Raw genomic sequence first — 19,528 nt, forward strand, 5'->3', positions numbered from 1 at the left:
CGAGGTTGACATGGACAATCAAGCAGTAAATATATTAATGGTGGATGACAGACAAGAGAATTTGATTGCACTTGAGGCAGTACTCCATTCTCCCCATTATAATTTAATAAGAGCTTATTCTGGTGAGGAAGCATTAAAGTGGGTTCTTCGACTGGACTTCGCTGCCATTTTATTGGATGTTCAAATGCCAGGTTTAGATGGTTTTGAAACTGCAAAGTTGATTCGAGCAAGAGGGAAGTCTAGAGATATTCCGATATTGTTCATTACGGCATTAAGCCAAACACATGATCATGTCATGCATGGTTACTCAGTTGGTGCTATCGATTATATTTTCAAGCCCTTTCACCCCTTAGTACTAAAGAGTAAAGTAGCCGAGTTCGTTAAAATTTATCAAAACCAGCAACAGATCCAAATGCAAAAAGAGCTATTAAAGAAACGAGCGGAAGAACTAGAAGTTGCATACTCTCAGCTTAGAAGAAGTGAAGCGTTAGCTCGTGCTATAGGAGAATCATCTATTGATACGTTAATAACTATGGATGCATCTGGTGAAATATATACCGTAAATCCTGGTGTTAGGAATATGTTTGGATACGTAGAGGAAGAAATATCCAATCAGAACATTGCTAAGCTTCTCCCCATTTTCCAGACTGATGAAATATCAAACTTTCCGAAGTCTATGATTATTGAAGTGGAGGCAAGACGCAAGGACGGAAGTCTATTTCCTGCAGAAGTGCAAGTAAGTCAAGTAACCGTAGAGGAAGAGGTTATCTTTGTCTGCTCGATTCGGGATATCACAGAACGGAAAATTCAGTATCACCTATTAGAGTGTCTTGTCGAAGAGAGAACACAGGAATTAAAACAGAGTGAAGATAAATACCGCCAACTAGTAGAAGAATCACCTGAGATTATCATTGTACGTAAGTTGCATAGTGATATCTGCTCTTTTATTAATAAAACTGGACTTAATCTACTCGGAGCTGAAAGGATGGATCAGATCATAGGAAAGAGCGTTTTCGACTGGATCCACCCTGAGGATCATACATATGCTTCCACAATGATGGAAGATCTAAGACTAGGTAAGGAAATAGACGTTGTCGAGGAAAGATGGGTCAGATTAGATGGAACAGTTATTGATGTGGAACTAAAGACGATCCCAACGGAGTACCAAGGGGAGCCAGCGATCTATGTTTTTGCTCGCGATATAACAGAGTGGAAGAAGAGTCAGGAAATTTTGCAACAGTCTGAGAAACTTAGCGTTGTGGGAGAATTAGCCGCGGGTATTGCTCATGAAATTCGGAATCCGCTTACAAGTCTTAGAGGATTTGTTCAATTGCTTGATTTAGAAGGAGGGTTTGGAAAAGAATATGGTCATATTATGCTTTCGGAAATAGATCGAATTAATATGATTGTGAGTGAACTTTTACTTCTTGCAAAGCCTAAGAAAATGGATTTTCAGGAGCATGAACTAAAGCTTATGCTAGATAGCATTATTACGCTTCTTAATGCTCAGGCCAATCTCCATGGAGTGGAAATTGTCGCTTATTACTCGGATACAACAACTCATTATCCTGTCGTCTGTGAAGAAAACAAGTTAAAGCAAGTGTTCATCAATATTCTTAAGAATGCCATTGAGGCGATGCCAGACGGTGGACAAGTGAGGGTAGAAGTTGATAGGTTAGAAAATGACGTTTCCATTGCCTTTATTGATCAAGGTAACGGCATACCAAGTGAACAATTGTCCTTGATCGGTCAACCTTTTTATACGACAAAGGATAAAGGAACCGGACTTGGGCTCATGGTCAGTCATAGCATTATTCAAAACCACCAAGGCAAGTTAAAGATTTCAAGTGAAGTGGGAAAGGGAACCCTTGTTGAGGTGGTTTTGCCAACTACTAAGGTTGAAAAGGTTGGAAAATAAATGATGATGCCCCCTTGGTTGTCAAGTTGTCAGCCGTGGGGGGCATTTTTCTGTCTTTTTTGTTTTTTCGATATCGTCCTGACATCAAAGCAGATGCAAAAGACAAGTCTAGGACTGCTTTCCAGTATTCAATCGATGAAAAGAGTTGTATAATGAATTAGTTGTGTAGAGGCTGTGTCCATCATGGGACCAGTTTTTTTTTGCAAGATTCTTGGTAATAACTACGTTATTCCTAACGTCAAATAGAGTTGGAAGGATTATCTGAAAGGAAAAGAAATATGAAGAAAACGGACTCTTGGAAGCAAAAGTTAAATCAGTTTAGTGTAATACTTTTCCCTATTCTGATTACACAACTCGCTCTTTTTTCTATGACTTTCTTTGATATTGTGATGTCAGGCCATGCTGGTCCAGAGGACTTAGCTGGAGTCGCGATTGGCTCGAGTCTGTGGGCGCCAATATCTACGGGGTTATGTGGGATTCTCCTTGCACTAACCCCTATCGTAGCTCAATTACTTGGTGCGGAGAAAAAAAATGAGGTACCTTTCCAAGTCATACAAGGAATCTATCTATCTATAGCGATCTCAGTGGTAGTTATTGTGGCTGGAGCCATGTTCCTGGATCCGATATTAAGTGCTATGCAGCTAGAGGATACGGTGCGTACGATTGCAAGGGAATATTTAATTGGTCTATCATTTGGTATTATCCCTATTTTTGTCTATACTGTTCTTCGATGTTTTATTGATGCTCTTGGGCAAACACGGGTAACGATGATGATCACGCTGATGTCTTTACCTATTAATATCTTTTTTAATTATGTTCTTATTTTTGGGAAGCTTGGTTTTCCTAGGTTAGGGGGTGTTGGAGCTGGATATGCTTCCTCCATTACCTATTGGGTCATCCTCGTGATTGCCTTTGTTTATATTAACCGGGTTAGTCCATTTAACACCTTTGGGGTGTTTAAGAATTGGGTCGGGATTTCTTTTAGAACCTGGAAAGAACAACTAACAATAGGAATACCTATTGGCTTTGCTATTTTCTTTGAAGTCAGTATTTTTGCTGCAGTTACTTTACTTATGAGTGAGTTTAATACAGCAACGATCGCTGCCCATCAAGCGGCTATTAATTTTGCTTCATTTGTTTATATGGTTCCTATGAGCATTTCGATGGCTCTAACAATAGCTGTAGGCTATGAAGTGGGTGGGGGCAGGTATAAGGATGCTAACCAGTACTGTTTCCTTGGGGTTGGACTTTCGGTCTTGATGGCGGTAGGATGTGCTATCGGGCTTTATGTATTCAACAATGAAGTAGCAAGACTCTATACGACCGACGCACTGGTTCTTGAATTAACGAAAAAATTCTTAATCTATGCGATCTATTTTCAGTTATCCGATGCCATTGCTGCACCGATACAAGGAGCATTAAGAGGATACAAGGACGTGAATGTGACTTTATTAATGGCCTTTATCTCTTACTGGATTCTTGGGCTGCCAATTGGCTATCTTTTAGTTAGAGTTACTGATCTTGGAGCATATGGATATTGGGTTGGTCTGATATCGGGGTTAGCTTTTGGGGCGATTTTCTTGTCCTGGAGATTACTACGTATTCAAAAGCAAAAGAAAGCGATGCTAGAAGATATTCCATTAGCACACTAAGTCTAAAAAGCTGACACGAAGATGTTTTGTGTCAGCTTTTTTAGGGTATTTATCTTACATTATTATTAACAATGCTTGGATTACTTCCCATTTTTTTTGCTTGCGCTTGCGATTGTAAACTTCCAGCAATGCTGTTTATCCGTACTAGATCGTTTTCCAACTCGTCCGGGGAGTTGACATGCTCTTTAATATCTTTTGCAATGCCCTCTAGCTGATCTGCTAGACGGTGAATGAGGGAAACATCAAAATTCTGCATATATATCACCTGCCTTATAGGAAATAGATTAAGGGAAATCTCTCCAGCTGGGGATGTGAGAGTTCTTGTGTCACCTCATATTTTATTATGTCCAACTATCTAAAAACTTTTTGGAAAAATACTGGACAAATAGTTTATTCAAGTGTATAAATATTTTATAATTGTATTAAAAATGTGATTGTTAAGAGGAGGTAAAATATTGGAAGCGCTTGTAGGAATGATTAATGACTTAATATGGAGTCAAGCGTTAATTTATCTATGTCTTGGGACGGGGTTGTTCTTCACCATTGCGACTCGTTTTATGCAACTTCGCCATTTTAAGGATATGATTAAATTAATGTTTGAAGGAAAAAGCTCTGAGGCAGGGGTTTCTTCTTTCCAAGCTCTCACGCTTGCGTTATCTGGTAGAGTCGGTACAGGTAATATTGCAGGTGTAGCCACAGCGATCGCTTTTGGGGGGCCTGGTGCAGTTTTTTGGATGTGGTTAATTGCTTTTCTAGGATCAGGATCTGCTTTCGTTGAAGCAGCTCTAGGTCAAGTTTATAAAACCAAGCAAGAGGGTCAGTTCCGAGGAGGGCCTGCTTACTACATTGAAAAAGGTTTAAAGATCAAGTGGTATGCTGTTTTATTCGCATTTGTAACGGTTATTGCTACTGGTGTTTTACTGCCAGGCGTGCAAGCGAACAGTATTGCAGCTGGACTAGAGAACGCCTTTGGAATTAATACTTCTTTAACCGGAGTCCTATTAGTTGGTTTCCTTGCTGCCATTATCTTTGGAGGCGTTAAACGTATTGCTAGTGTTGCACAAGTTGTAGTACCTTTTATGGCATTAGGTTATATTTTGGTTGCTCTTATTATTGTTGTTGTAAATATTGGTCAATTACCTGGTATCATTTCATTAATCTTTACAAGTGCTTTTGGAACAGATGCTGCTTTTGGTGGGATTATTGGTGCCGCCATCTCATGGGGAGTAAAGCGTGGAATCTATTCCAACGAAGCAGGTCAAGGTACAGCTCCGCACGCTGCTGCAGCAGCTGAAGTTTCTCACCCAGCTAAACAAGGTCTAGTTCAAGCATTTTCTGTTTATATTGATACGTTGTTCGTTTGTTCCGCCACAGCTTTTATGATTCTTATTACCGGAATGTACAATGTACATCCTGACGGTGTTGCTCCGATCGTGAATAATCTAGGAGATATAAAGCCAGGCCCAATGTACACTCAACAAGCCGTTGAATCGGTATTGCCAGGTTTCGGGGCTCCATTTGTAGCGATTGCTCTTTTATTCTTCGCTTTTACAACGATTATGGCATACTATTATATGGCCGAAACGAACTTGGCCTACCTTAATCGCACAGTAAAGCGTGTATGGTCTGAACATCTTCTAAAAGTAGCTCTTCTTATTGTAGTATTCTACGGAAGTATTAAGACAGCTGATCTTGCATGGGGATTGGGAGATATCGGTGTAGGAAGTATGGCTTGGCTTAACATTATTGCGATCTTACTATTAACTAAGCCTGCATTAAAGATTCTTAGAGACTATGAGGATCAAAAGAAAGAAGGAAAAGATCCCGTATTTGACCCAGTAAAGCTTGGTATCAAGGATGCTGACTTCTGGGAGAAGGAATATAAGCAACATGAAGCAACAGTGAGCAAGTCTTCCGGACGATCTGTTTCTTCTTAAATCATAGAAAAGAGTGTCTCGAAGTATTGGGGACACTCTTTTTACGTGATTACAAGACCATATTTCTCATGGTGCTCATATTGTAAGGATCATTAGGATTCATTCCTTGGTGGACAGAATGTTGTCCGGCAGGCATTTGAATCATGGGGTTCATTTGACCCATTTGATTCATTGGACCTCCCTGAGTATAGGTATTTATCATGGTGTTGGTGGTCATTTCTTTCATAGTTGGGATTTGGTAGTATCCCTTTTCGTTCATATATTGCCATACTTCATAAGCCATCTCGGAACAATTTACAGCTCCTTGCTGCAAGGTTCTGCGTAACTGTGGATCTGCACATTCCAATGCGGCGTTCATTTTAAATACAGCGGAGGCTTTATAGCATCCAAGCATTCCACTTGCAACATCACGATCATCCATGTTCTGAATGGACATGTTTGGTGCTTGAGTGCTTGGGTTGTCTAGCCCATAAGTTGGAGAAACATTTCTAGGAGCTCGGTATGGGACTGCCTGGTTCATTCCTTTTTGATTTAGGGTTTGTACCATTAGGTTATACTCACTTAACATAAACTGTAGATGTCGATCAATCATTTGTACTAGTTGCTGGTCAGTTGCATGTGGACGATACAGTTGAAATTGGTTAATTCCGTCAATAGCGTCTGTTAGGACTTCATGCATTTCCATTACTTCGTGAGCGCCATATTGTGCGGTCATAAAAGATCCTCCTCATGTGTTTCTTAATTACCCAAATATTATCGACGCGTAATGATGGGGTTATACTATGGAGGAGAAAAACTCCTGATATGGTGGTGAGCATGTGGACGCGAAGACGACATCGGATATTGAAAAAATAGTAAATATACTCGAAAATGATGGCGCTTTTACTATGGATCAAATAGAAGTTCGAGCAAAGGATATCTTGGAGGAACTTAAAACAAAAATGCGAGTGGAATTTAGCCCAACTCGTTATGGCGTTATCCGAAAAGAAGAAGGTATGATGCTGCTAGCTGTATTCGAGAAGGGACACCACGTTAATCCTGATCAAATGATTGAAGAATTTCCACTTGCTTAAATGGGCAGAATATCAAAAGGAAAAAAGGAGGGAGCTAATCTTATGAACTTAACTGAAATGATTAACAAGCAAATTGCCAACTGGTCTGTCATGTTTATAAAACTGCATAATTTCCATTGGTATGTAACAGGTGAGCAGTTTTTTACACTCCATACGAAATTTGAGGAGTTTTATACAGAAGGAGCATTGCACATCGATGAGCTAGCCGAGCGTTTACTTGCCATCGGAGGTAAACCTGTAGCTACGATGACTGGGTGTTTGGAGTTGGCTTCAGTTCAAGAGGCAAAGGGTACGGAGACTGCCAACGAAATGGTTCAATCGGTAGTTAACGATTTTACTCAAATGTTAGGTGAGCTAAAGCATGGAATGGAGATTGCTGAATCTGTTGGTGATGAAACAACGGGAGATATGTTCTTAGCAATCTTCTCGAGCTTAGAGAAGCACGTTTGGATGCTGAATTCGTATCTGGGAAAGTAAGGTAATATTCAATGAATGGCTTAATTCGGAAGTTAATTCTGAACGGCTTTGTTATTGTCCCATTTTTACTCTGGTTTTCCGATGCATCCTTTGGGATCGCGATAGTAACTTCATTAGCTTTTTCCGTCCTATCCTATCTTATTGGAGATCAGATGCTTTTACGTATAACGAAGAATACAACGGCAACGCTGATGGATGCATTATTTGCCGTTGCTTTCTTTTGGATGGCAGCTTGGATTACAAACTGGACTCTCAATTTTGTAGAGATTGCTTCGCTTGCTATCTTGCTTGGAAGTGTGGAGTGGATGCTTCACCGATATTTAAAGAAGAAGGATAGCCCCAATCGGATTATGTGAGCTAAAGATTACGCTACCTTAAAAGAGGTAGCGTAATTGTCATGTTAGAAATTTAATATGATCCGACTTGCCCAACCAAAAAAGGCAATTGTAGGAACAGAGCAAAGCAGGACGATTTCCCAAGTACTTGGAATGTCATTTCCCATGATGTGTACACCTCCTGTTTTCTCTGCTAGTAGTATGTCCCAAACCAGCCGGAAAACAAAAAACTGTCCATGTGGACAGTTTGTAGATATTAGTAGTTTACTTAGTTGGCAGCAGCTGACTCCACCTGTTTAGGTTTCACTTTGCGTTGATTAAGTGAAAGAACAATTACGGTAGCAATGATACAGAGGGCTCCCAACATCTCATAAAGGCCAAAGGATAGTTGCAGCCAAAGAACGGAAAAGATAACAGCCGAAAGGGGCTCAGCACTGTTCAGCATTCCTACTTCAGATGGTGCGAGATAGCGTAAGCTCTCAAGTACTAAATAAAAAGGTATTAACGTTCCAAAAAGGATAACAAAAGCGATACCAAGCCAAGCCATTAAGGAAATACCTGTAATATCAATCAACCATGGAGGATTTATGAAACTCATACCAATCCCGCCGATGAGCATACCCCAGCCGACCACGGACATCGAGCCCCATCGCTTTAATAATTGTGCTGGGTAAAGAGTGTAAAAGGCAGCCGTTATCGCTGCTCCGAGCCCCCATCCTACTGCAGATGGTGTAATAGAAAGCCCTTCCGTTGAACCATTAGTAACCAACAGATAAGTTCCTAGCAAAGCTAGACCAAGAGCTAGATATTCCATTATCGTAGGTAAACGTAGATACCTCAGAGCCAGATAGAGTGTGATAAAAACAGGTCCTAAAAACTGAAGAAGGGTAGCTGTTGCTGCATTTCCAACTTCAATTGCAGCAAAATAGGTATATTGGACCCCAAGCATTCCGAGAATCCCGAACCAAATAAGCTGGATACGATCCGCGCGTGACTTCCATACAGCACTTGTTTGTTGCCAAGTTGTATTAACTATTGTGTAGAGGACTAGGAGAAGTCCTGCTAATAAGAGTCGAATGGTAACCAGCCAAGCCATCGGAATACCGATATGGATAAATAAAACTTCGGCAACCGTTCCTGAAATTCCCCAAAGTGCAGCCCCGCCGAATGCCATTGATATCCCTTTTAACCGAAGCCAGGTACCGCTTTCCCATGTTATTGTGCTCAGGCGAAGTCACTTCCAATTCATATAAGATTCATTATGCTCATTGTACAAAGGGACGGAGAGAAGTTCAATGATTTATTGTCTTTAACATAGCCCAGAACCTAGGGATAATCCCTTCTGCGGTTTCTTTGTTTGGTAGATGGAAAGTAAATAGAAATCTTTGTTTATCAATATCCTTGACGACATAAAGTAAGTTGGTCTGTTGTGGGGCAGGAGTTTCCACTAATAGATAAAGCTGTGCATCGTGGAAGTATGGGTCAAATAGTTCTTTGGGATCGAGATCATGTATTGTCCATGTTGAGGAAAGGGATTGGCGTAATTGCTCCTTGAAAGCAGGTATGTTTGCTTCTCGGTCAAGCTTTTCGATACGAACAAAGAAGTCCGAATCATAATCTGTGAGTAAGATATCCTTTCCAGGCTCCTCTGACACCAATGTAAATTTATCAAGGCCATACATATAGTAATTCATGGTGCCTTCCGTGAAGTACGCTTTCTCTTTCTCACTCATACCTTCAAGAATGACTTCGATTTCTACTTCTGATGCTTGTGATTGATCAGGGACTTGCTCACTTTTGGCAGGTTTTTCAACTTCACGTGGATCAGGTCCACTCTGGCATGCAATTAAGCTGGTGAATAGGAGAAGTGTCATTGCTAATGCTGTACATTTCTTCATTGGTTTTTTCCTCCCGTCAGATTCAGTTTCATGATGTAAGACGGTACTAACGGAAGAAAGGTTTCAAAAAGGAAAAAAGCAAGCCTCAATTTAGGCTTGCTTTTGGCTGTTCTCTTGGCAGCAATTACACTTTACATAAAGAGTGCTTACCTTTTCATCATGCATGAAGTCTACAGTTGTATCGCAATCTTGGCAAACTAGAATAGTCATTCGTTCCAACTCCTCTTTTAAATTAGTATCATTTATTCACGATTTAGTATGTCATATTTATATTATAGAGTGGTTGTTTACTTGTGTGAAGACTGCATTTTTTGTCTTCCTTGGTCATTTTTCGTCCCTAGACGGAATCCATATGTAGTCATGAGACAGTCGTAGAGGAAATAAAGGATTTCCTCTTAAAAAAATAAAACAGGTCTGCAGGAGACACCTGCAGACCTGTTGGAATAACCAGCAAGAGTTTGGTAAACAAGACCCAAACCAAAATTTCCAATTCATGAAAGCCCTACCTCTCTTCCATCCTTACGGCTCCGATGACCGATCCAGGGGAACGTTCGAAAAACACCTTGAGTTATAGCCAGGAAAATAACCGAGTGGGTTCTGTCGAGGGTATAGGGTTTTGTTTCATGTAGATTAAAGTGAAGTCGGTTATTAATTATATAGGAAACGTTGATTGTTTGCAACTATTCTTTATTGCCTAGGCTGCCGCCTATTCGATAGCATGGTTAAAATCCCGTGGAAAGTCAATCATATTAGGGATTGTACTTGTTTTATCCTGTTCGAGCCTGAGTTTTACGCCTAACCCTGTAGCGCGTAGTCTAGTTCTGAAAAAGATGACTTGAAAGGATAGGAAGAGATGAATAAAACCTGGTGGAAAGAAAGTGTTGTATATCAAATCTATCCTCGAAGCTTTATGGATTCGAATGGGGATGGAATCGGTGATCTTCGAGGAATTATCTCAAAGTTGGATTATCTACTGGACTTAGGTGTTGATGTCATATGGATTTGTCCGGTTTATAAATCACCAAATGCGGATAATGGTTACGACATCAGCGATTACTATGACATCATGAATGAGTTTGGAACAATGAGGGATTGGGAGGAATTATTGGAGCAAGTTCATAACCGAGGAATGAAGCTTATTATGGATCTTGTACCGAATCATACCTCTGATGAGCATCCATGGTTTATTGAGTCGCGTTCCTCTAAGCAAAATCCAAAAAGAGACTGGTATATCTGGAGACCTGGGAAGGACGGGAAAGAGCCAAATAACTGGGAGTCCATCTTCAGTGGTTCAGCTTGGGAGCTGGACGAAGCAACTAGCGAATATTATATGCATTTATTTGCTGTAAAACAACCTGACTTAAATTGGGAGAACCCAGAGGTCAGACAGCATCTCTATGAGATGATACGTTGGTGGCTAGATAAAGGAATTGACGGATTCCGGGTAGACGCCATTACGCATATCAAGAAGAAAGCAGGTTTTCCTAACATGCCTAATCCAGAAGGAAAGCGCTATGTTCCTTCTTGGGATGGACATCTCAACCAACCCGGCATTCAGGATTTCCTAAGAGAACTTAAAGACGAAACCTATGGCCGTTATGATGTGATGACCGTGGGAGAAACTCCTGGCGTCTCTCCTGAGGATGCGATGGAGTATGTTGACGAGAAGATTGGAAAATTTGATATGGTTTTTCAATTTGAGCATATGCAACTGGATAATGGTCCAGAAGGTAAATTTGATCTTGTTCCTTGGCGCTTAAGTGATCTAAAGCAAGTCATTACCAAGTGGCAAAAAGGCTTAGAAGGACGTGGCTGGAATACCTCCTATCTAGAAAATCACGATCAACCTCGATCCGTTTCTCGATTTGGTGATCACCGGCAGTACCATAAGGAATCGGCAAAGATGTTAGCAACGTTCTTCATGTTTCTCCAGGCTACTCCTTATATTTACCAAGGTCAAGAGATTGGCATGACCAACGTTCAGTTTAAAGGCATTGAAGATTACCGCGATGTGGAAATTATTAATCATTATCGAGAAGGACTTAAGGACGGGAAGGAACAAGGAGAGATCATGAAATCCATCTGGGTAAAAGGAAGAGATAACTCTAGAACCCCAATGCAATGGAGCGATGAACCCTCCGCTGGATTTACCACTGGGAATCCATGGATCCAAGTCAATCCGAATTACTTAAGTATCAATGTAGAGCAAGCAAAGGCAGATCCAAATTCTATACTAAATTATTATAAGTTGCTTATCCAACTTCGGAAGCAGAACGAGGTTCTCATCTACGGAAATTACAACATTCTACTAGAGCATCATGAACAACTTTATGCCTACACAAGGACTCTTGGTGAAGAGCAGTGGATGGTACTATTAAACTTCTCCAACAAAGAAATCCATGTAGATATGACGGAATTCATTTCTACCAAGACGCTTGAGCTCATGATAGCGAATTACGAGCAAACATCATCAATTGACTATGGGAATCTTATCATGAAGCCATATGAGTCGAGGGTTTATCGTCTTGTGTAGACGAGACTGGAGGAATACATAAATGCAACCTGTAAAACTTGGGATGATAGGGGCGGGAGGGATTGCGCGCACAGCTCATTACCGCGCATTAACTCAACTAAAGGATGAGGTCCAGGTCGTGGCAGTGGCAGATGTAGCTATAGAAGCTGCTCAACAACTAGCTCGAGAGTTTGGAATTGAACAAGCTTTCTCCAATTATCAGGACCTTTTAACCATAGAAGAAATGGATGCGGTCCTCATTACAGTACCGAATTTTCTTCATTCACCCGTAGCTAACGATTCCATGCAAGCTGGCAAACACGTATTATGTGAAAAGCCTATGGCTATCAATGCGAGTGAAGCAGAGAAGATGTTGGAAGTGAAGCGCAAGACCGGAAAGCACTTGATGCTTGCCCTTAACAATCGCTTCCGCAAAGATATACAACATCTTAAAGGACTAGTAGAACGGGGCGAATTTGGTGAGATCTATCATGCGAAATGTGGCTGGATGAGAAGGGCAGGGATTCCGGGGTGGGGTGGTTGGTTTACCACCATGTCTCAATCTGGGGGAGGCCCTCTGATTGATATCGGAGTACATATGCTTGATTTGGCACTTTACTTAATGGGGAATCCTAAACCGGTTTCGGTTGTTGGCTCTACCTATCAGAAGTTTGGTGATCTTAAACATGCCGGGAATAGAGTGTGGAATGTTGCAAATCCCAAAGGGACATTCGATGTGGAGGATTTTGCGACGGCTTTTATCCGGCTGGATCTAGGTGCTACCTTAACCCTTGATGTTAGCTGGGCAGCTAACATTGAAAAGGAAAATGTGTTCCTCAATCTGATAGGAACAAAATCAGGAGCGTCTGTTAACAATGATTTAGGAACCGTTCTGTATTCCGAGCAATCAGGGATTCTTCAAAATATTCATCCACACATTTCATTCGATGATCATCAGGCTAGGTTGGCCATGTGGAAACATTTCCTTCATTGTGTGCGTACAGGAGAGGAACCTCAGTCTACGCCTGAGCAAGGGATGTTTATTAATAAGATTCTAGATGCCATATATCAATCCAGTGAATTAAAGAAGGAAATTCAAATCTAGCGAGAGTGAAGGGGGAGTCGGAAGTGAAATTAGGGATATTTACAGTATTATTTGGAGACAAGAACCTCGAAGAAGCCCTAGACTACATCCAGTCACAAGGGTTAGAAACAGTTGAAATAGGAGTAGGTGGATATCCAGGGAAAAAGCACGCAGATGCAGCCACTCTTATTGGTGACGAACAGTTATTAAATACTTTTAAGCAAGCTGTCGTTTCTAGAGGGCTTGAGATTAGTGCCATCTCTTGCCATGGCAATCCTCTCCACCCTGATGCTGAAGTTGCTGATGCCTTCCATCAAGACTTTCTTCATGCTGTTTTACTAGCAGAAAAATTAGGAGTGGAGACGGTTATTGGCTTTTCCGGCTGTCCAGGAGAATCGGATTCATCAAAGAATCCGGTTTGGGTCACTTGCGCTTGGCCACCAGAACATGTTGAAGTATTAGAATGGCAGTGGAAGGAAAAAGTCATTCCTTATTGGAAGGAGATGTCCCAATTTATGAGGGAACATGGGGTGCGCGTGGCTATTGAACCTCATCCGGGCTTTGTTGTCTATAATACCGAAACAGCACTTCGCTTACGCGAGGAGGCAGGAGATAATATCGGTGTCAATTTTGATCCAAGTCACCTGTACTGGCAACAGATGGACCCGGTAGAGTGTATTAAGGAACTTGGAAAAGCGAAAGCCATCTATCACTTTCATGCTAAAGATACAGCCTTTGATACACGTAATGTTGCTATCAACGGGGTTTTAGATACCAAATCGTATCGTGATGAGCTGACTCGTTCATGGATTTTCCGTACAGTAGGGTACGGTCACGGAGAAGAAGAGTGGAGACGGATTATTAGTGCTCTGCAATTGATAGGGTACGATGGAGCGATTTCTATTGAACACGAGGATAGCCTGATGTCGATTGAAGAGGGATTTGAGAAAGCAGTTACCTTTTTAAAGAGCATATTAATTCGCCAACGAATCGAACAGATTTGGTGGGCTTAAAATATATGCGGGAAGGAAAGAGGGATATGACAAAGAAGGTACGCATTGGAATTATTGGTTGCGGTGGCATTGCTTTTGGTAAACATATGCCTAGTTTAGCGAAGCTTGAAGTTGTTGAAATGGTCGCATTCTGTGATGTGAATGAGGAAAAGGCAGAGGAAGCTGCTAAACAGTTTGGTACAACAGAAGCTCATGTGTTTAAAGATTATCGACAGCTCTTACAGGACCCTACGATTGATGTAGTGCATGTTTGCACACCGAATGATTCTCATGCTGATATCACTGTTGCCTCGCTTGAATCAGGGAAGCATGTGATGTGTGAAAAGCCGATGGCGAAGACGACTGAAGAAGCACGCAGGATGGTTGATGCCGCAAAAAGATCAGGAAAAAAACTGACAGTAGGCTATCAAAATCGTTTTCGGAGTGATAGTCAATACTTACACAAAGTATGTGCACGTGGAGACTTAGGTGAAATTTATTATGCCAAGGCCCATGCCATTCGACGTAGAGCCGTTCCTACTTGGGGTGTATTCTTAGATGAGGAAAAGCAAGGAGGGGGCCCGCTAATTGATATTGGAACCCATGCTTTAGATCTCACCTTATGGATGATGAATAATTATAAGCCACAAGTTGTTCTCGGAAGCACCTTTCATAAGCTGGGGAAAAAGGAAAATGCAGCAAATGCTTGGGGATCTTGGGACCCAGAGAAGTTTAAGGTAGAGGATTCTGCTTTTGGCTTTATTCGTATGGAAAATGGGGCTACGATTGCCTTGGAATCAAGCTGGGCATTAAATACTCTTCAAACCGGTGAAGCCAAGTGTACGCTTTGTGGTACCGATGGCGGAGCAGACATGTGGGATGGCTTACATATCAATGGGGAGAACTTGAGCAAATTATATACCCAACGAATCGACTTAGATGCAAAGGGTGTTGATTTCTATGAGGGAGAGAAGGAAAGTGCAGCTGATCTAGAAGCAAGGCTCTGGATTGAATCGGTGATCCATGATACGGAACCTGTCGTGAAGCCTGAAGAGGCTTTAGTCGTAACAGAAATTCTCGAAGCGATTTACAAGTCTGCTGAGACAGGTGAAGCGGTTTATTTCAATAAATAGGAGGAACCTTATGTCTAGAAAGATACAAGTAACGGTGTGGAATGAAAACCGCCATGAACAGCTGAACGAAGAGGTACGTAAGGTATATCCAAACGGTATTCATGAGGCCCTTGCTGCTCCTTTGCGAGAGTCAGGAATGGATGTACGTACAGCTACTCTCGAGCAACCGGAACATGGACTCAGTCAAGAGGTCTTGGATCAAACAGATGTATTAATTTGGTGGGGACATATTGCTCACGATCAGGTGAGTGAGGAGATCGTGGAACGTGTACACCAGCGCGTGCTCGGAGGTATGGGGTTAATCGTCCTTCATTCCGGACATTTCTCCAAAATTTTTAAGAGACTTATGGGCACAGGCTGTGATCTAAAATGGCGGGAGGCCGACGAAAAGGAGCGACTATGGGTAGTCAATCCAAGTCATCCTATTGTGGAAGGACTCGGGCAGTATATCGAACTAGAAAGAGAAGAAATGTACGGGGAATTCTTTGACATACCAGAACCTGAGGAATTGATTCTCGTTAGCTGGTTTGAAGGAGGAGAAGTGTTTCGAAGTGGATGCACGTTTACTCGAGGGCAAGGGAAGATCTTCTATTTCCGTCCTGGCCATGAAACGTATCCTACTTATCATCAGAGTGACATCCAGAAAATCATAGTGAATGGGGTTCGATGGGCATCTCCAACGAACGGACCTAAACCTGTATACGGTAATCATCCGCCTATAGAAAATATTAAAGCCAAGAGCTAGTCTTACCAGCTCTTGGCTTTTTACTAGCTGCGAAAAAAACCGCCTTCAGAGTTGATCACTTGTCCCGTAATCCATGCTGCCTCATCGCTCGCCAAGAAGGCTACAAGATTAGCAGCGTCTGAAGGAAGTCCTAGGCGCCCGCTTAAGAATTTTGGAAGAAGCTGTTCTTTTATCGCTTTATTCATCCATCCGGTGTTCGTTGGTCCTGGATTTACTGCATTGACTGTAATTCCTAACGGAGCAAGCTCAGCAGATAAAGAAAGCGTAAAGGCTGAGATGGCTCCTTTTGAGGCAACATAAGCTAATTCCCCTGTCATGGGTCCTTGCGCTTGTCCAGACGTCATATTAATAATGCGGCCTTGCTTGAGTTTCGCATCTCTAAAGCGTCGGGCGAATTCTACACTAAGCAGACATGTTGCACGGACATTGACGGCATAGTGATCGTCTAGTGTCTTGGCATCTAGCTTAGAATATCCATCTTGGGTAGAGTGGGCTGCATTGTTAATGAGAATGGTTGCCGGTCCTAATCCGCTAACCTGATCTAGGAGTGCGGTTGACGCTTCCGATTGAGATAAGTCTATCTCTGCATGTTGACACCGCACACCATACGTATGAATCTCATGCTGCAATTGATTCGGCCATTCAGATGACGAAGCCCAGTGGGTGAAATAAATATCCGCCCCTTCACTCGCGAGTTTCTTGCAAATGGCGTAACCAATCCCTCTATCATGACTAACTCCTGTAATTACAGCTATCTGTCCTTTAAATATATCCATAATGATTCCTCCATTCATCTCATTGGACGAGGGTTTTGGGAAGAGTAACGAATACTTTAAAAAGATCTCCATCAATCTCTATTGAAAGATTACCTCCGTGAAGTTCTACTATATTTTTAGCAATAGCAAGTCCAAGGCCAGACCCTTCGGTATTACGGGATTGATCTCCTCGTTTAAATCGCTCAAACAGCTCTTCTACGTCAAAGTCAATCTCGTAAGCAGAGGTATTCTTCATGCTGATGACAACATGCTCTTCTTGTTCGTCTACAGAAATATAGACCCTCGTATGAGTTTGTGAATATTTTAGTGCATTACTAATTAAATTTTCGAAGGCCCTCCATGTCTTATTCCCATCTAAGGGAACATAGACCGGAACAGGACCTAGCTTGATACGGAATGTTAGCGTAGACTGTTCAATCTGATCATGATACTCCGCAAGGGCTTGATTAAGCAGAGCTCCAACATCTACTTGTTGAATTTCGAGATCGACAGCTCCACTCGCCACTTTAGAGGCTTCAAATAGATCATCAATTAGGGTCTTAAGCCTTTGCGTTTTTCTTTCCAACACATCAAGGTATTGTTTCTTTTTCTCAAGGCTTAAATCTTCTGTCTTTAACAAGTCCACATAATTAATAATAGACGTTAATGGGGTCTTTAAGTCATGAGAGACATTCGTTATAAGCTCGGTTTTCATTCTTTCACTTTTTAGCTGCTTCTCCAAGGCGCTCTCAAACCCGCTTCTCATGGTGTTGATGTGGCTAGCTAATGCAGAAAGTTGTCCTTTGCCGGTTTCCTCAATTCTAAATTGAATATTCCCAGCAGCGATTTCTTGACTTCCCTTTAGTATTCGATTTAAGAGTCCTATGCGTTTTAACACAAACGGAATTACAATGAAGCAATACACGAATATATATACAAAAGAACTAAAAATCAAAACTCCAGCTCCATATCGGAGAGCAGGAATACCCACCATTACAAATATGCCCAATCCAATGGAAGACAGAATAATAAAAAGAATGGAGTAGAACACTTGTTTGTTTTGCATGCTTTCCTTTAGAAGTCCATGGCTCTGTTTATAGAAACTTTTATCCCATTCTTGCTTTAGCTCCGTCCGATTCTTCAGCAGGGTAAACGTATCTACCAAATACAGAAGCAAAAAGCCACTTAAAAGAGAGATGAACGTCCAAAAGAAGATTTGTGTGAAGGTAAAAGGAAACTGGAAAAAGGATATTATATTGGCCATACCGATAATAATCAGGCTTATCATGATAAAAACAAGAGTTCTCATATCTATAGGCAATCTTCTATAGTAATTGTGACACAGGCTGACCCAGGGATGATTCAACTTCTGTTTATTAGCAAGTACAACAAGAATACCCATTGCAGTTGATAAACTAAAGACAAGAAGAATACCTTCTTTCGCAACTCTTTCTCTTATCGACTCATAATACGTATAGCCTTGATGGATGGCAGTAGATGATTCACTTAATTTAGGAACGATGATATACCCTTCCCACTGATTATCCTCAAAAGTTTGGTTAATGTTTCGTAAGTGCCACTCCGTCGTAAAGGACGATTTAGGAAAATGAAGGCTGTATAACGCATCGGTCTTTATATAATCCTCTATTGAACGGTTATCTATATTCGTATAGACGGCGGTCGTTTGCGTATCACGTATGTAATATTTAAAGCTGTTATTTCTTTTTTCTAAACTATCTTTTAGGGTCTGAAATTGTTGGTCTCGTGCTTTGACGATTTTAGCAATAGTTTCTTCAAAATCAAAGTGTCGAGCATGTTGAGCTTGAGCCAGTTCTAAGTCTCTTTTCTCTTCAAGCTTCATTCTTTGTTCATCAGGCAATTGGGGATTGGCTTCTAGTTCAGCTTTATAGGCTTCGTTTATTTCATTTGTTTTGGCCTGGTATATATCCTCATATTTTTTTTGTATTTGCTTATAGCTCGTCTCTCCGACCTTTTCGAGGACCGACCACTGAACATAGTGCTTATTATCCGTGTAATAGGATTCTAGTAGGTTAAAATAGGTAGTCAGTTCGTTATGAAAGGCTGAGCTATGGAAATAATGATCAGGGTTTTGTATGTATTCCCGTTTATTCATGATATCTACGAGGCTTAGTAGGGACAAAGCAATAAGATAAAGGCTAGCTGTGATGCCAATCATCGTTGCGTACTTATTTATCAATTTTGTAGCCAATGCCCCACACCACCTTTAAGTATTTTGGTTCCTTTGGATTGATCTCAATCTTCTCGCGAATTCGTCGAACATGAACGGCCACTGTATTTTCTGCATGATATCCTGGTTCTTTCCAAACCCGTTCGTAAATTTCATGAATGGAGAAGACCCTGCCTTTATTTTCAATTAGCAACTCAAGGATTTTGTACTCCGTTGCTGTGAGACGAACTTCGACTCCATCTACACTAACCATTTTTGTTTTTTTGTTCAGGGTGAGCCCTCGCACATCGATCTCATCTTCATTGGGTCTATAGTTTCCAAGGTTGGTGTATCGGCGGAGCTGAGATTTCGTTCTCGCGATTAATTCAAGGGGGTTAAAGGGCTTAGTCATATAATCATCAGCGCCAATGTTGAGCCCGAGAATTTTATCGGTATCCTCAGATTTGGCAGATAGCATGATAATAGGGATGTTTCGGCTTTCTCGTATCTTAAATGTAGCAGAAATTCCATCCATCTTAGGCATCATGATATCGAGTATAACCAGATGAATTTCTGTCGTATCCAAGATGGATAAGGCCTCTCTTCCATTTTTGGCTTTAAAGATTTGAATATCTTCACTAGTTAGATAGATTTCTATTGCGTCACGTATTTCGGTTTCATCATCGACAACAAGAACATGGTACTTAAACATTTTCTTCACACCTTTCCTACAACATCTTAACTCAGCTTCAGGTATATTTTACAAGTCATTTTTTACAAACAACTTGATAAATTTCTTAAGAATTTCTTACAAAAGCAAAAAGACCAC

At 41.2% G+C, this 19,528-nt stretch carries 19 protein-coding genes; 11 read left to right on the forward strand and 8 right to left on the reverse strand.

Annotated elements, in window-relative coordinates; genetic code table 11:
* Nucleotides 1-10 precede the first annotated feature (10 nt).
* Nucleotides 11-1,918, forward strand: a complete 1,908-nt coding sequence (locus EIZ39_RS03855) for a PAS domain S-box protein (RefSeq protein ID WP_129197577.1) — start codon at nt 11-13, stop codon at nt 1,916-1,918.
* A gap of 278 nt (nt 1,919-2,196) precedes the next feature.
* Nucleotides 2,197-3,570, forward strand: coding sequence for an MATE family efflux transporter (locus EIZ39_RS03860; RefSeq protein ID WP_129197579.1), 1,374 nt, complete (start codon nt 2,197-2,199; stop codon nt 3,568-3,570).
* Nucleotides 3,571-3,619: 49 nt separating this feature from the next.
* Here EIZ39_RS03860 and EIZ39_RS03865 read toward each other — a convergent pair whose 3' ends face one another.
* Nucleotides 3,620-3,826 (reverse strand): hypothetical protein, encoded by a 207-nt coding sequence (locus tag EIZ39_RS03865; protein ID WP_129197581.1) that lies wholly within the window; start codon nt 3,824-3,826, stop codon nt 3,620-3,622.
* 199 nt (nt 3,827-4,025) lie between these two features.
* Between EIZ39_RS03865 and EIZ39_RS03870 the strand changes: the two genes are divergently transcribed.
* Nucleotides 4,026-5,507 (forward strand): alanine/glycine:cation symporter family protein, encoded by a 1,482-nt coding sequence (locus tag EIZ39_RS03870; protein WP_164984882.1) that lies wholly within the window; start codon nt 4,026-4,028, stop codon nt 5,505-5,507.
* Nucleotides 5,508-5,556: 49 nt separating this feature from the next.
* Here EIZ39_RS03870 and EIZ39_RS03875 read toward each other — a convergent pair whose 3' ends face one another.
* Nucleotides 5,557-6,222, reverse strand: a complete 666-nt coding sequence (locus EIZ39_RS03875; protein ID WP_129197583.1) for a spore coat protein — start codon at nt 6,220-6,222, stop codon at nt 5,557-5,559.
* Nucleotides 6,223-6,325: 103 nt separating this feature from the next.
* Here EIZ39_RS03875 and EIZ39_RS03880 point away from each other — a divergent pair, with 103 nt between their 5' ends.
* Genes EIZ39_RS03880 through EIZ39_RS03890 form a run of 3 tightly spaced genes read left to right on the forward strand, consistent with a single transcriptional unit; the run spans nt 6,326 to nt 7,413 of the window.
* Entirely contained in the window at nt 6,326-6,580 is a 255-nt protein-coding gene (locus tag EIZ39_RS03880; RefSeq protein ID WP_129197585.1) for a hypothetical protein, read from the forward strand.
* Nucleotides 6,581-6,622: 42 nt separating this feature from the next.
* Nucleotides 6,623-7,057, forward strand: coding sequence for a Dps family protein (locus tag EIZ39_RS03885; protein ID WP_129197587.1), 435 nt, complete (start codon nt 6,623-6,625; stop codon nt 7,055-7,057).
* 11 nt (nt 7,058-7,068) lie between these two features.
* Nucleotides 7,069-7,413, forward strand: coding sequence for a DUF2512 family protein (locus EIZ39_RS03890; protein ID WP_129197589.1), 345 nt, complete (start codon nt 7,069-7,071; stop codon nt 7,411-7,413).
* A 247-nt stretch (nt 7,414-7,660) separates the two neighbouring features.
* Here the strand turns inward: EIZ39_RS03890 and EIZ39_RS03895 are convergent, their stop codons facing one another.
* From EIZ39_RS03895 to EIZ39_RS03905, 3 genes are all read right to left on the reverse strand, one after another.
* The gene (locus EIZ39_RS03895) at nt 7,661-8,566 is read right to left on the reverse strand and encodes an EamA family transporter (RefSeq protein WP_129197591.1); all 906 of its coding nucleotides are present in this window, start codon (nt 8,564-8,566) and stop codon (nt 7,661-7,663) included.
* Nucleotides 8,567-8,684: 118 nt separating this feature from the next.
* Complete coding sequence (locus tag EIZ39_RS03900) at nt 8,685-9,290, reverse strand: hypothetical protein (RefSeq protein ID WP_129197593.1); 606 nt, start codon at nt 9,288-9,290, stop codon at nt 8,685-8,687.
* A gap of 90 nt (nt 9,291-9,380) precedes the next feature.
* Nucleotides 9,381-9,500, reverse strand: a complete 120-nt coding sequence (locus EIZ39_RS03905; RefSeq protein WP_129197595.1) for a GapA-binding peptide SR1P — start codon at nt 9,498-9,500, stop codon at nt 9,381-9,383.
* 643 nt (nt 9,501-10,143) lie between these two features.
* Between EIZ39_RS03905 and EIZ39_RS03915 the strand changes: the two genes are divergently transcribed.
* Genes EIZ39_RS03915 through EIZ39_RS03935 form a run of 5 tightly spaced genes read left to right on the forward strand, consistent with a single transcriptional unit; the run spans nt 10,144 to nt 15,756 of the window.
* Nucleotides 10,144-11,823 (forward strand): glycoside hydrolase family 13 protein, encoded by a 1,680-nt coding sequence (locus EIZ39_RS03915; RefSeq protein WP_129197597.1) that lies wholly within the window; start codon nt 10,144-10,146, stop codon nt 11,821-11,823.
* 22 nt (nt 11,824-11,845) lie between these two features.
* Nucleotides 11,846-12,907, forward strand: coding sequence for a Gfo/Idh/MocA family protein (locus tag EIZ39_RS03920; protein WP_129197599.1), 1,062 nt, complete (start codon nt 11,846-11,848; stop codon nt 12,905-12,907).
* A 23-nt stretch (nt 12,908-12,930) separates the two neighbouring features.
* A complete protein-coding gene (locus tag EIZ39_RS03925; protein WP_129197601.1) occupies nt 12,931-13,899 on the forward strand; it encodes a sugar phosphate isomerase/epimerase family protein in 969 nt (322 codons plus the stop codon).
* A 26-nt stretch (nt 13,900-13,925) separates the two neighbouring features.
* Complete coding sequence (locus tag EIZ39_RS03930) at nt 13,926-15,011, forward strand: Gfo/Idh/MocA family protein (protein ID WP_129197603.1); 1,086 nt, start codon at nt 13,926-13,928, stop codon at nt 15,009-15,011.
* Nucleotides 15,012-15,021: 10 nt separating this feature from the next.
* Nucleotides 15,022-15,756 (forward strand): ThuA domain-containing protein, encoded by a 735-nt coding sequence (locus EIZ39_RS03935; RefSeq protein ID WP_129197605.1) that lies wholly within the window; start codon nt 15,022-15,024, stop codon nt 15,754-15,756.
* Nucleotides 15,757-15,779: 23 nt separating this feature from the next.
* Here EIZ39_RS03935 and EIZ39_RS03940 read toward each other — a convergent pair whose 3' ends face one another.
* From EIZ39_RS03940 to EIZ39_RS03955, 3 genes are read right to left on the reverse strand one after another with little or no spacing between them, the layout of a single operon-like run.
* Nucleotides 15,780-16,532 (reverse strand): SDR family oxidoreductase, encoded by a 753-nt coding sequence (locus EIZ39_RS03940; RefSeq protein ID WP_129197606.1) that lies wholly within the window; start codon nt 16,530-16,532, stop codon nt 15,780-15,782.
* 19 nt (nt 16,533-16,551) lie between these two features.
* The gene (locus EIZ39_RS03945; RefSeq protein WP_129197608.1) at nt 16,552-18,741 is read right to left on the reverse strand and encodes a HAMP domain-containing sensor histidine kinase; all 2,190 of its coding nucleotides are present in this window, start codon (nt 18,739-18,741) and stop codon (nt 16,552-16,554) included.
* Complete coding sequence (locus EIZ39_RS03955) at nt 18,719-19,411, reverse strand: response regulator transcription factor (RefSeq protein WP_129197610.1); 693 nt, start codon at nt 19,409-19,411, stop codon at nt 18,719-18,721. The genes EIZ39_RS03945 and EIZ39_RS03955 overlap by 23 nt, the downstream gene beginning before the upstream one ends.
* Nucleotides 19,412-19,528 lie beyond the last annotated feature (117 nt).

The sequence above is a fragment of the Ammoniphilus sp. CFH 90114 genome (assembly GCF_004123195.1).
Classification (GTDB): domain Bacteria; phylum Bacillota; class Bacilli; order Aneurinibacillales; family RAOX-1; genus YIM-78166.